Origin of the sequence: Oceanicella actignis (assembly GCF_008124525.1) — a bacterium.
GTDB classification, from domain to species: domain Bacteria; phylum Pseudomonadota; class Alphaproteobacteria; order Rhodobacterales; family Rhodobacteraceae; genus Oceanicella; species Oceanicella actignis.
The window spans coordinates 65,535-77,938 of the sequence record NZ_VNHJ01000001.1 but is presented as its reverse complement, the minus strand read 5'-3'; the positions used below and the strand labels follow the sequence as shown (position 1 = coordinate 77,938).

Annotated in this window: 11 protein-coding genes and 1 pseudogene; 5 read left to right on the top strand and 7 right to left on the bottom strand. The window is 75.7% G+C overall.

Going from position 1 to position 12,404, the window contains the following annotated elements:
* Positions 1–189 precede the first annotated feature (189 nt).
* The 5 genes from lnt to LY05_RS00320 all read right to left on the bottom strand — a co-directional run bounded on the left by lnt (position 190) and on the right by LY05_RS00320 (position 4,885).
* On the bottom strand, positions 190–1,704 hold the full coding sequence (gene lnt / locus LY05_RS00340; RefSeq protein WP_249041813.1) for an apolipoprotein N-acyltransferase: 1,515 nt from the start codon (positions 1,702–1,704) through the stop codon (positions 190–192).
* On the bottom strand, positions 1,701–2,753 hold the full coding sequence (locus tag LY05_RS00335) for a hemolysin family protein (protein ID WP_148921696.1): 1,053 nt from the start codon (positions 2,751–2,753) through the stop codon (positions 1,701–1,703). The genes lnt and LY05_RS00335 overlap by 4 nt, the downstream gene beginning before the upstream one ends.
* Positions 2,750–3,301 carry an rRNA maturation RNase YbeY gene (gene ybeY, locus LY05_RS00330; protein WP_249041812.1) on the bottom strand — a complete coding sequence of 184 codons (552 nt, stop codon included), beginning with the start codon at positions 3,299–3,301 and terminating at the stop codon, positions 2,750–2,752. Before ybeY ends, LY05_RS00335 begins: the two co-directional genes overlap by 4 nt.
* Positions 3,298–4,308 (bottom strand): PhoH family protein, encoded by a 1,011-nt coding sequence (locus LY05_RS00325; RefSeq protein ID WP_072746474.1) that lies wholly within the window; start codon positions 4,306–4,308, stop codon positions 3,298–3,300. The genes ybeY and LY05_RS00325 overlap by 4 nt, the downstream gene beginning before the upstream one ends.
* Before the next feature lie 157 nt (positions 4,309–4,465).
* Positions 4,466–4,885 carry a DUF1178 family protein gene (locus LY05_RS00320; RefSeq protein WP_148921695.1) on the bottom strand — a complete coding sequence of 140 codons (420 nt, stop codon included), beginning with the start codon at positions 4,883–4,885 and terminating at the stop codon, positions 4,466–4,468.
* 175 nt (positions 4,886–5,060) lie between these two features.
* Here LY05_RS00320 and LY05_RS00315 point away from each other — a divergent pair, with 175 nt between their 5' ends.
* The gene (locus LY05_RS00315) at positions 5,061–6,299 is read left to right on the top strand and encodes a sensor histidine kinase (RefSeq protein ID WP_148921694.1); all 1,239 of its coding nucleotides are present in this window, start codon (positions 5,061–5,063) and stop codon (positions 6,297–6,299) included.
* Between the two features lie 8 nt (positions 6,300–6,307).
* Here LY05_RS00315 and LY05_RS00310 read toward each other — a convergent pair whose 3' ends face one another.
* Positions 6,308–6,973 carry a GcrA family cell cycle regulator gene (locus tag LY05_RS00310; protein ID WP_148921693.1) on the bottom strand — a complete coding sequence of 222 codons (666 nt, stop codon included), beginning with the start codon at positions 6,971–6,973 and terminating at the stop codon, positions 6,308–6,310.
* 234 nt (positions 6,974–7,207) lie between these two features.
* On the opposite strand from LY05_RS00310, the gene LY05_RS00305 reads away from it, so the two are divergent.
* The 4 genes and pseudogenes from LY05_RS00305 to LY05_RS00290 all read left to right on the top strand — a co-directional run bounded on the left by LY05_RS00305 (position 7,208) and on the right by LY05_RS00290 (position 11,300).
* Positions 7,208–8,005, top strand: coding sequence for an ABC transporter permease (locus LY05_RS00305; protein WP_148921990.1), 798 nt, complete (start codon positions 7,208–7,210; stop codon positions 8,003–8,005).
* 103 nt (positions 8,006–8,108) lie between these two features.
* The gene (gene hisC, locus LY05_RS00300) at positions 8,109–9,221 is read left to right on the top strand and encodes a histidinol-phosphate transaminase (protein ID WP_072746478.1); all 1,113 of its coding nucleotides are present in this window, start codon (positions 8,109–8,111) and stop codon (positions 9,219–9,221) included.
* Positions 9,222–9,397: 176 nt separating this feature from the next.
* Positions 9,398–10,336 (top strand): annotated as a pseudogene (locus LY05_RS00295) (prephenate/arogenate dehydrogenase family protein); the annotation flags it as partial.
* Positions 10,337–10,586: 250 nt separating this feature from the next.
* Positions 10,587–11,300, top strand: coding sequence for an extensin family protein (locus LY05_RS00290; protein WP_148921691.1), 714 nt, complete (start codon positions 10,587–10,589; stop codon positions 11,298–11,300).
* A gap of 15 nt (positions 11,301–11,315) precedes the next feature.
* Here LY05_RS00290 and LY05_RS00285 read toward each other — a convergent pair whose 3' ends face one another.
* The gene (locus tag LY05_RS00285; RefSeq protein ID WP_170258709.1) at positions 11,316–12,344 is read right to left on the bottom strand and encodes a DUF2125 domain-containing protein; all 1,029 of its coding nucleotides are present in this window, start codon (positions 12,342–12,344) and stop codon (positions 11,316–11,318) included.
* Positions 12,345–12,404: the final 60 nt, after the last annotated feature.

Genomic DNA, 12,404 nt, shown 5'->3' with positions numbered 1-12,404 from the left:
CGCGGGGTGAGGCCGATGGCGCGCGGCCGATGGGCGGGACTTGACGGCGCCGCCCGCGCCCGGGCGCGGGCGGCCGGGGCCCGGCTGGGTCGATGCGACGCCCGCATCGGCTGCGCGCCCCGGCGTGCGCGTCCTGGGTTGGATCGGAGCGTCGCCGCCGGGCGCGGCCCGGTCAGCCGCCGCCCTGGGTCAGGCGGCGCGGCGCCGCGTCGCCGCCAGCGCCGTGAGCGCGCCGATCAGCGCCAGCCACGGCCAGCCGCCGGTGCGCGCGAAGGGCGTGGGCGCCAGCGCGGGCGGCAGCGGCGCGTCCAACGTTCCGCGCGCTCCCAATTCGAGCCGGGCAAGGATGCGCCCGCGCGCGTCGATCATGGCCGAGATGCCGGTATTGGCCGCCCGCGCCACCGGCAATCCCTGCTCGATGGCGCGGAAGCGCGCCTGCGCCAGGTGCTGGCGCGGGCCGGCGCTGTCGCCGAACCAGGCGTCGTTGGTGATCTGCACGATCCAGTCGGGACGCCGGGCCGGCAGTTCGTCGGGAAAGATGATCTCGTAGCAGATGCGCGGCGCGAAGGGCGGCAGACCCGCCGCGCGGATCGTGCGCGGCCCCGGCCCGGCGGCGAAGCCCTGCCCGACCAGGCCGGTCAGCCCCAGCCGCTCCAGCGCGCCGCGCAGGGGAACATACTCGCCGAACGGCACCAGATGCGCCTTGTCGTAGACGGCCTCAAGCGCGCCGTCCGCGCCGATGACCAGCAGCGCGTTGAACCAGCCCGCGGCGGGATCGAAGCGGCGCGCGCCCGCAAGCACCGGCGCGCGGGCGGCGGCCGCCGCCTGGCGGCGCGCCTCGGCGTCGCGGTCGGGCAGATAGGCGGTGGCCGTCTCGGGCCAGATCGCCACGTCCGGCCGGCGCCCGTCGGCGCGCGGCGCGGCGGTCAGCGCCAGAAGATCGCGCCAGTGGACCGGCGCCAGCGCCGGGTCCCATTTGAGCGCCTGCGCGACGTTGGGCTGGACGATGCGCACCATTGGGCGCGGGCCGGGGGCCGAGGGCTCGGGCGCCGCCAGGCGATGCGCGCCCCAAAGCCAGGCGGCGGCCAGCAGCGCCGCGCCGCCCGCCGCCCAGGCCAGGCGCGCACGCGCGAAGACCGGCAGCGCCGCGCCAAGCAGCGTGACGAAGCCCAGCGCCTCCTGCCCGAACAGCGCCAGCGTCTGGATCACGGGCGCATCGGCCCAGACATGCGCCGGCAGCGCCCAGGGAAAGCCGGTCAGCACGCGCGCGCGCGCCGCCTCGGCCAGGGTCAGCGCGCCCGCGAAGGCGACGGCGCGCCATGCGCCCGCCGCCCGCATCGCCGCAAAGCCCGCCAGCCCCGCCCCCCAGAACAGCGCCAGCCCGCCGCACAGCCCGGCCAACGCGAAGGGCGCCATCCATGCATGGCGGGCGGCGTCGACCATGAAGGCCTCGGCGATCCAGCTGATCGCAATGGCGAAAAAGACCGCGCCCGCCGTCCAGCCCAGCGCGAAGGCCCGCCGCGGCCCGGCCTCCGCCGTCAGCGCCGCAAGCCCCGCCCAGCCCAGCGGCGCCAGCCACCATGCGCCCCAGGGCGGCTGGGCCAGGGCCAGGGCCGCGCCCGCCGCCGCGGCGGCCGCGAAAGGCGCGGCGCGCGCGCGCATCAAGGCCGCGCGCGCGGCCGGCCCGACCTTCGCCCCGCTCATTCCGCGGCCCGCGCCACCGCCTCGGCCAGCCGCACGCGCAGGCGCTTGATGCGGCGCGCGTCGGCGTCCAGCACCTCGAACTCATGCCCCTGCGGGTGCCGGATCACCTCGCCGCGGGCGGGCACGCGCCCGGCCAGCTTGAAGACCAGCCCGCCCAGCGTGTCGACCTCTTCGTCCAGGTCGTCGGGCAACAGGTCGATGCCCGCGGCGGACTCGAACTCGGGCACCTCGACGCGGGCCGAGGCGACGAAGACGCCGCGCGCCTCCTCGCGCAGCTCGTCATCCTCGTCCACGTCGTGTTCGTCCTCGATCTCGCCCACGATCTGCTCGAGCAGGTCCTCGATCGTGACCAGCCCGTCCACGCCGCCATATTCGTCGATGACCAGCGCCATGTGCACGCGCGCGCTCTGCATCTTCTGCAGCAGCGCGCCGATGGGCATGGAGGGCGGCGCGTAAAGCGCCGGGCGCACATGGCGGCCAAGGTCGAAGGTCTCGGCCTCGGCCCCGAAGCCGTAGGTCAGCGCGATGTCCTTGAGATGCACGAAGCCCAGCGGATCGTCCAGCGTCTCGCCATGCACGGGCAGGCGCGTGTGGCCGCTTTGGCGGAACACGTCGACCAGATCCGGCAGCGCCGCCGTCACGGGCACGCACACGATGTCGCCGCGCGGCACCATCACGTCGCGCACGCGCAAGGTGCGCAGACGGCGGACGTTGACCAGCATGGCGCGCTCGCCCGGGCCGGCTTCGTCCGCGCCGGAGGGAACGGGCGGCGGCGCAGGCTTGCGGCCGCGCAGAAGGTCGGCGAGCCGCCCCCAGAACCCGCGGCGCGGCGGCTCGGGCGCGGCGGGAGCGGGCGCCGCGGGCGCGCGCGCGCCCGAAGCCGGAGCGGCGGCGGGCGCCGGCGCGGCCGTGCCGGCGGGTGCGGGGACGGCGGCCGGGGTGGGGGCCGAGGCGGGGACCGAGGCGGGCGCGCGCCCCGCGCCGGCCCCGCCGGAGTTGCGGGGCGCGCGGGCGGATGACGGCTCGTCGGACGAAGCCTGCGCGCTCATGATGCGGCCTCCTGCGCATAGGGATCGTCGAAGCCCGCCTTGCGCATGGCCGCGCTTTCGAGGCCCTCCATCAGCGCCGCATCGGGCTCGGTCTCGTGATCATAGCCCAGCAGATGCAGCGTCCCGTGCAGCGCCAGATGCACCAGATGCGCGCGCAGGCTCAGGCCGCGCGCCTCGGCCTCGCGCGCGACGGTCTCGAGCGCGAAGGCCAGATCGCCCAGCTCGACGGGCTCGCCGAACGGGTCGGCCTCGGGCGGCGGCGCGGGGCGCGCGCCGGGCGCAAGGCCGCGCTCGGCGGCCGAAAGCGCGAAGGCGGGCCAGGACAGCACGTTGGTCGGCGCGGGCTTGCCGCGATGCGCCTCGTTCAGCTGCGCCATGCGCGCGTCATCCGCCGCCAGCGCGCCGACGACATAGGCGCCGCGCGCGACCCCGGCCGCCTTCAGCGCCATGCGCGCGCCCTGCTCGACCGCCTCGGCCGGATCGAAGTCGAGCGCCGCCCAGCCGGGGGCCTCGGCGATCAGCTCGACGCTCAGCGCGGGGCCGGTCACGAGTCCGCTCCCGGCTCGTCGCGGTCCCACGCCTCGAGAATGCGCGCGACCAGCGGGTGACGCACCACGTCGGCCGAGGTGAAGCGCACGAAGCCCACGCCCTCGACCCCGCGCAGGATCCGATCGGCGGCGACCAGCCCCGAGCGCACGCCCCGCGGCAGGTCCACCTGCCCCGGGTCGCCGGTCACGGCCATGCGCGCGCCCTCGCCAAGGCGGGTAAGGAACATCTTCATCTGCATCTCGGTCGCGTTCTGGGCCTCGTCCAGAACGATGAAGGCGTTGGACAGGGTGCGCCCGCGCATGAAGGCCAGCGGCGCGATCTCGATGCGCTTCTCCTCGATGAAGCGCTGCACCTGGCGGGCGGGGATCAGGTCGTTGAGCGCGTCGTAAAGCGGCTGCATGTAGGGATCGACCTTCTCCTTCATGTCGCCGGGCAGAAAGCCCAGCCGCTCGCCCGCCTCGACCGCCGGGCGCGACAGCACGATGCGGTCGACGCGCCCTTCGAGGAACATCGCCGCGGCCGCGGCCACCGCCAGATAGGTCTTGCCCGTGCCCGCCGGCCCCAGGCCGAAGACCAGCTCCTTCTCGAACAGCGCCTCGACATAGGCGCGCTGGGCGGGGGTGCGCGGCTCGACGGCCTTCTTGCGGGTGCGGATGGCCATGCGCCCGCCGGCGAACATCTCGAGCTGACCGGCGCGGGGCGCGTCCTCGTCCGGCGCGGCGCCGAAGCGCAGGGCGGCGAGCACGTCGCCCGGCTCGACCGCGCGGCCGGCCTCGAGCCGGCGGTAGAGCGCGCGCAGCGCCTCGGCCGCGCGCGCGCGGGCGTCCTCGTCGCCATGCAGCGTCAGCACGTTGCCGCGGCGCGCGATCTGCACGCCCAGCGCGCCCTCGACCTGGGCGAGATTGCGATCGAAGCCGCCGCACAGCTCGATCAGAAGGCGATTGTCGGGAAATTCGACCCGCGTGCGCGGCGCGTCGTCGTCGGCGACGGCCAAGGGGCCGTCCATGGCGGGGTCATGGGGGGCGTTGCGCGCCAATTGCTCTCCCGGCGGGCCTGAGGGATCCGGACGCGGGCGGGACGGCCCGATCATCTGCGCCGCGTCACATCAAAAGGTGGCGCATAGAGGCCCGCACGGCAAGGGTCAACGCCCGTCATGCGCGATCTCAACCGTCACGCCGGACTGGAAACGGCAAGGGCGCGACGGGCGCGCCCTCTTCCAGCAGGGCCCGGGCCTCCTCCACGCTGGCCTCGCCGTAGATCAGGCGCGCATCGGCCTCTCCGGCGTGAATGGCGCGGGCCTCGCGCGCGAAGTCGCGGCCGACATATTCGCCATGGCGCTCAAGCCGCTCGCGCAGCGCGCGCAAGAGCGCCTCGGCCGGGCTGGCGGGCTCGGACAAGGGGCGCGCCGGCCCCTCGGCCGAGGCCGCCACGTTCGGCGCCATCAGCGCCTTCTCCACCTCGGCGCCGCCGCACACCGCGCAGCTCAGCCGGCCGGCCGCCTGCAGACGGTCGAACGCCTCGCTCGACTGGAACCAGCTTTCGAAGGCGTGCCCCGCCTTGCATTTCAACGCGTATCGGATCATCGCACCAGTTTCCCGGCCGCCGACAGGTTCGCCGCATCGGCATGGTCAAACAGATATATGACGATTTCGTCAATGCAACCGCGCTTCGCCGAAAGGCGCGTTCGTGCTATGAGCGCCGGCGTCGCCGAAGATGCGGCGCGGACGCGCTAGGCCGGGACGCGGAAGGGGAGGCTCGATGGCTTCGGGGCGCGATGCGAAGGAGCGCCGGGCGGCGCTGGGCGCGGGCGCGGCGTCGCTTGCCGCGGCGACGCTGGCGGCGGCGGCCGGCGCCGGGCCGGCGGGGCTGGCCGCGGCGGGCGCGGCGGCGCTGGGCCTGTGGATCGCCGCGCAGGCGCGCGCCTCAGACCCCGCCCCCGACTCCGACACCGCGCCGTCCCCCCCGCGTGCAGGGCCGCCCCCCGCGCCGCCCGAGGGCCGCGACGCGCTCGAAGCCGTGCCCGTCGCGCTTTTGGCCATCGACCGCGCGGGGCGCATCGCCTTCGCCAACGCGGCCGCGCGCGCGCTTGTGCCGCGCGCCGCGCCGGGCGTGCATCACGCGGCCTGCTTTCGCCATCCCGAATTCGTGGCGGCGCTCAAGGACACGCTGCGCGACGGCGCCCCGCGCGCGGTCGAGTTCGCAATGCATTCGGGACCCGGCCGCTGGCTGCGCGCGCATCTGAGCAAGGACGAGGGCGGCGCGCTTTGCGCGCTCGAGGACCGCACGCGCGACGTGCGCGCCCAGCAGATGCGCACCGATTTCGTGGCCAACGCCTCGCACGAGCTGCGCACGCCGCTGGCCTCGATCATGGGCTTCATCGACACGCTGTCGGGCCCGGCGCGCGACGACCCCGAGGCGCAGGCGCGCTTTCTGGCCATCATGCGCGCGCAGGCCGAGCGCATGTCGCGGCTGGTGGACGACCTGTTGTCGCTCAGCCGCATCGAGCTGGACGAGCATGTGCCCCCGTCCGGGCGCCTCGACCTGCACGCCGCCGCCCGCGAGGCGGCCGCCGCCTTCGAGCCCATGGCCCGCGCGCGCGGCGTGACGATCGAGCTCGCCGCCCCCGAGCCCGGCCCCGTCGTGCGCGCCGACCGCGACCAGCTGGCGCAGGCGCTGGGCAATCTGATCGAGAACGCGCTCAAATACGGCGGCGGCAAGCCCGTGCGCGTCCGCCCCGCCCCCGCCGACCCGCTGCGCCCGCGCATGGCGGGCATCTGCGTCGAGGATCAGGGCGAGGGCGTGGCGCGCGAGCACATCCCCCGCCTGACCGAGCGATTCTACCGCGTCTCGGTCAAGCGCAGCCGCGACCAGGGCGGCACGGGTCTGGGGCTGGCGATCGTCAAGCACATCATGACGCGCCATCGCGGCGAGCTGCAGATCGAAAGCGCGCCGGGCCGCGGCAGCCGCTTCACGCTGTGGCTGCCGCTGGCCGATTGAGCCGCGCCTCAGCGCGAGCGCGAACGGTCGCGGCGCGGGCTCATGGGCTGATAGGCGATGACGACGTGATCCTCGCAATACGGCTTGCCGCCATGGGCGGGCAGGCCGCAGAAATAGAAGTCGTCCGTGGCCGGGTCGCCGATGGGCCATTTGCAGGTGCGCTCGGTCAGCTCGAGCAGCGAAAGGCGGCGGGCCTTCTTCTCGACCTCTTCAAGGCGGCGGCGGGCCTCTTCGGACACCTCCGAGGGCGCGGGCGGCTGCGGTCCGGCCCCCGGCCCGCCGCGGCGCGCGACGACCGGCGCCTCGGGCTGCGCGGCCGGGGCGGAAGCCGGGCGCGGCTCGGGCTCGGGCTCGGGCTGGGGGGCGGGGCGGGCGGCGGCCGGCTCGGGCGCGGGCTGGGGCGCCGGCGCGGGCTGGGCCGCCGGGGCCTCGGCCTCGGCCGGCTTGGCCTTGGGCGCGGCCTTGGGCGCGCGCTCGGCCTTGGGCTCGGGGCGCTCGCGCGCGGGCTCGGCGGCCGGCTTGGCGGCCGCGCGGTTCGACAGACCCAGGCGATGCACCTTGCCGATCACCGCGTTGCGGGTGACGCCGCCCAACGCCTTGGCGATCTGGCTGGCGCTCTTGCCCTCGGCCCACATGGTCTTGAGCGCCTCGACCCTCTCGTCGGTCCACGACATGCGCTGAGTCTCCTGATTGACGAATGCAAGCGCCGCGCACCGGCCGGGCGCGCGGCTGGGGAAGGCCTCCGCAGAAGGCCTCCCCGCTCGGGCCTATTGTAACCCGCGCCGCGCCCGTTACAAGATGCGCGGCGCCCCGGGCGCCACGATCCCGACCCTGCAGCGGAGAACGTCATGACCCAGCCCACCGCCCCGCACCTGCAAGACGCCCCCGCCCGCGGCGGCGCGGGCCGGATGGGGGCGCGGCGCTTCGGACGCTTCAACCTGCTGGGCGCATGGACCTTGTGCATGCGCGAGACGCTGCGCTTCGCCAATGTCTGGACGCAGACGCTGCTGGCGCCGATGACGACGACGATCCTGTTCATGGCGGTGTTCACCGTCGCCTTCGCCGCCCGGCGCGGCGAGACCGAGGGCGTGCCCTTCGCCGCCTTCCTGGCGCCCGGCGTCGCCATGATGGCGGTGCTGCAGAACGCCTTCGCGAACACCTCGTCCTCGCTGATCATCTCGAAGGTGCAGGGCAACATCGTCGATACGCTCATGCCGCCGCTCAGCCCGACCGAGATCCTGTTCGGCTACGTCTTCGGCGGCGTGGCGCGCGGCCTGGCGGTGGCGCTGCTGGCCGGCGGCGCGGCCTTCGCCATGGCCGGGGTCGCGCCCGCGCATCCGCTCTGGCTGCTGGGCTATGCGCTGGCCGGATCGGCGATCATGGCGCTGGCGGGCGTCATCGCGGGCATCGCGGCCGACAAGTTCGACCAGATGGCGGCGATCACCAACTTCGTCGTCACGCCGCTCAGCTTCCTGTCGGGCACCTTCTACTCGGTGCGCGACCTGCCCCCCGCGCTCGAGACCGCCAGCCACTTCAACCCGGTCTTTCACCTGATCGACGGCTTTCGCTACGGCGCCATCGGCCTGTCGGACGCCGGCGCGGGCGGCGCGCCATGGACGGGGGCGGCGGTCGCGGCCGGGCTGACGGCGGCGCTGTGGACGGCGGCATGGGCGCTGCTGCGCAGCGGCTGGAAGCTGAAGACATGAGCGCGCGCGGCGCTGGCGCGCGCCCGCATTCCCGGGTAAGTCATTGGCGCGCCCATCCGCCGGCGGGCGCGCCAGAGCCGGCGGTCGGAACAAGACGCGGCACATGACCAAGCCTCATCCCGTCATCAAGCCCCAGCCCGGCATCCTGAGCATCGCGCCCTATGTGGGCGGCGAGAGCGCGGTTCCGGGGGCGAACCGGGCCATCAAGCTGTCGTCCAACGAGAACCCCTACGGACCCTCGCCGCGCGCCGTCGCCGCCTACGCCGCGGCGGCCGACCGGCTGGCGATCTACCCCGACGGCGGCCATGCGCGCCTGCGCGCCGCCATCGCCGAGGTCGAGGGGCTGGAGCCCGAGCGCATCATCTGCGGCGCCGGCTCGGACGAGATCATCTCGATGCTGTGCCAAGCCTATGCGGGCCCCGGCGACGAGGTGCTGCACACCGAACACGGCTTCGGCATGTATCGCATCAGCGCGCTGGCCGCCGGCGCCACGCCCGTCGAGGCGCCCGAGAAGGACATGCGCACCGACGTCGACGCGCTGCTGGCCGCCTGCACCGAGCGCACGCGCCTGATCTTCGTGGCCAACCCCAACAACCCGACCGGCACGCTGGTCGGCGCGGACGAGATCGCCCGCCTCGCCCGACTCAAGCCGGCGCGCGCGCTGCTGGTGCTTGACGGCGCCTATGCCGAATACGTCCGCGCGCCCGGCTACGACGCCGGCGCTCGGCTGGCGCGCATGCGCGACGACGTGGTGATGACGCGCACCTTCTCGAAGATCCACGGCCTGGCGGCGCTGCGGATCGGCTGGGCCTACGCGCCCGATCACGTCATCGACGCGCTCGACCGCATCCGCGGACCGTTCAACCTGTCCACCCCCGCGCTCGAGGCCGGCGAGGCCGCCATCCGCGACCTCGAATGGCGCGAGACCTGCGCCCTGCGCAACGAGGTCTGGCGCGACTGGCTGGCCAAGCGGCTTGCGGCGGCGGGCATGCCCTGCCTGCCCTCCGAGGGAAACTTCCTGCTCGCCCATGTCGGCGCCGGACGGGTCGAGCGCATGGACGCCTTCTTCAAGGCGCGCGGGGTGATCCTGCGCAAGGTGGCGGGCTACAAGCTGCCCGAGCACATCCGCATCACCGTCGGCGACGAAGAGGCCTGCCGCCTGGTGGCCGAGCTGGCCGCGCGCTTCGCCCGCGAAGATCAGGAGGGATCGGCATGAGCGACGACGCGCCCGCCGCCCGGAACGCCGGGCCGAACCAGGGGCCGACGGCCCCCGCCCGACCCGCCCCCGCCGAACGCGCCCCCGCCGCGCCCACCCCAGCCGCGCCCGCCTCCGCCGCGGCGACGGGCGCCTCCGCCGGCGCCGCGCGCGACGCCGGCCCGCGCCCCGCGGCGGTGGACGCCGCCGCCGCGCGCGCGCAGGCCGAAGGCCCCATCTACGACACGGTGGCGCTGATCGGGCTGGGGCTGATCGGCTCGTCCATCGCCTGGGCGGCGCGGCGCGCGGGGCTGGCGCGGCGGATCGTGGGGCATGCGCGCTCGGCCGCCACGCGCGAGACCGCGGCGCGGCTGGGCTTTTGCGACGAGGTCTTCGCCGCCCCGGCCGAATGCGTGCGCGACGCCGATCTGGTCATCCTGTGCGTGCCGGTCGGCGCCATGGAAGCGACCGCCCGCGCCATCGCCCCGGCGCTCAAGCCCGGCGCGGTGGTTTCCGATGTGGGCTCGGTCAAGGCGGCGGTGATCGAGGCCGTGGCCCCTCACTTGCCCCAGGAGGTCCATTTCATCCCCGCCCACCCGCTTGCGGGCACCGAGCATTCGGGCCCCGAGGCAGGCTTCGCCGAGCTGTTCGACAACCGCTGGTGCATCCTCACCCCCCTGCCCGGCTCGGACCGCGGCCAGGTCGCGCGGCTGCGCCGGCTGTGGGAGGGCTGCGGCGCCAATGTCGACGAGATGGACCCCGCCCATCACGACCTGGTGCTGGCGGTGACCTCGCACGCGCCGCATCTGATCGCCTACACCATGGTCGGCGTCGCCGACCACCTGCGCCGGGTCACGGATTCCGAGGTCATCAAGTATTCCGCGGCCGGCTTTCGCGACTTCACGCGCATCGCCGCGTCCGACCCGACCATGTGGCGCGACGTGTTTCTCAACAACAAGGAGGCGACGCTCGAGATCCTGGGCCGCTTCACCGAAGAGCTGTTCGTCCTTCAGCGCGCCATCCGCATGGGCGACGGGGACCTCTTGTTCGACTACTTCACCCGCACCCGCGCCATCCGCCGCGGCATCATCGAGGCCGGCCAGGACACCGCCGCGCCGGATTTCGGGCGCGTGAAGCCCTCGCGCCCCGCGCCCGCCCGCAGCGCCGAGGCGCCGGCCGCAGCGGGCGCCGACCCGCAGGCCTCGGCCCGGGATCAGGATCAGGGCGCAGGCCCAGACAAGGATGCGGACCTGGGCGCAGGACTGGGCGCGGGGCCGGGCGCCGATGCGGCCCCCGCCCCGGCCCCCACCGCGGCCCCGGCTCCGGCCCCCGCCGCGGACGACGAGACGCCCGCCCCCGGAGCGGCGCGGCGCGAGTAGGGCGGCCATGTCGCGCGCGCGCAGCCCTCGCCATGCGCCCGGCGACGCGCCCCGGGACACGCCGGCGCAGCGCACCTTCGCCGCGCGCCCCGGGCGGCGCGAAGCCCGCCGCCGCGCCGGCCGCCCGCGCGCGGCCGCCCTGGCGCTGGCGGGGCTGCTGGCCGCGCTGCCGGCAGGGCCCACGGCCAAGGCGGCCGGCGCGGCGGCGGGGCTGTGCGGCGACGCGCGGCTGCGCGGGCGCGCCCTCGATCCCATCGAGGCGCCGGGACGTTGCGGCGTGCCCGAACCCGTGCGCGTCGAACGCGCGGACGGCGTCGCGCTGCTCGAGCCGATCGTGGTCAACTGCCGCACGGCGCGCGCCTTCGCCGACTGGATCGCGCGCACCCGCGCCCATGCGCGCCGCCTCGGCTTCGACCTGGCGGCGGTGCGGCCCAGCGGCTCGTATCAATGCCGGCCGCTCTATGGGCGCCCCGGCGCGCGGCTGTCCGAGCATGCGGCGGGCAACGCCGTGGACGTGGCCGCCTTCGTGCTGTCGGACGGGCGGGTGATCTTGGTGCGGCGGCACTGGGGCCGCGGCGTCGCAGGGCGCTTTCTGCGCGGCGCCTGGCGCGCGGGCTGCGCCAGCTTCGGCACGACGCTGGGGCCCGAGCATGACGCCCCCCATGCCGACCACTTCCATCTTGACGTGCGCGCCCATGAGGGGCCGCCCGTCTGCCGCTGAGCCCCGCCCGCGCCCTCAGCCGGGCGCGCCGCGCCGCGCGGCGGCGATGCCCAGCCGCGGCGCCGGCCCCAGCCGCAGCGGCCCCAGGAACACGCCGCCCGAAGCGAAGCGCAGCGGCGCCTCGAGCGCGTCCGCCCCGCCGGCCAGCAGCGACAAGACCCACTGCGCGTCGCGCGCATCGGCCGCGGCGATGCGCCCCGCGCGCCGCAGCGCCTCGAGCGCCGCGCGCCAGTCGCTCACGCGCAGATCAAGCCGCCCCTCTGGCCGGCCCTGGGCGTCGAAGGCCAGCTCGCCCTTCGCCTCGAGGCGCAGGGCCGCGCCCCCCGCCCGCGCGCTCAGGATGCGCAGATGGGTCAGCCGCGGCGCCCTGCCCTCTGCCGCGCGGCGGTCGAGCGGCGCGTCGAACGCCGCGATCATGTCCGCGTCCAGCGACGCCCCCTCGTCCCACAGCCCCGCCAGCGCGTCGGCCGCCTGGCGCGGCAGGCCCAGCGCGCCCAGCGCGAGCGCGACGTCATAGGCGTTCGCCAGCCCCTGCGCGCGGGGCGAACGGCGCAGCGCCAGCAGGCCGCGCGCGGCCTCGGCGCGCCATCCCTCGTCGGCGATCAGCCGCAGGCCGCGCCCCTCGATCACCGCGCGCTCCAGCTCCAGCCCAAGCCCCGGCGCGACGGCCGCCGAGGCGCGCAGCTCGTCCGCCTCGAGCGCGCCCGAAAGCGCGCCCGCCCTGAAGGTCTGGCGCGCCGGCAGCGCCAGGATGACCCGGTTGGGAACGTAGGACAGCATGAAGCTGCGCAGCTCGGGCGCCTCCCACGCCCAGCCGCCCCGCGGATCGGCCAGCCGCAGCCCCGACAGCACCGCGTCGAAGCGGTTGGGGTAGCCGCCCACGCGCAGCGCGTCGGCCTCGGCCGTCCAGCCGTCGGCGCGGCGCGCCTCGAGCCAGCCCTCGAGCGCCGCGCGCTGCGCCGAGGCGCCGATCCACCACCATGCGCTCCACCCCAACGCCGCGACGACCACGGCCGCAATCAAAAGCCTGACCCTGAACAGCATGCCCGCCCTTTCCTTCGCCGCCCTTCGGCGCGCCGCGCTTGGCTTGCGCGGCTGGGCGCT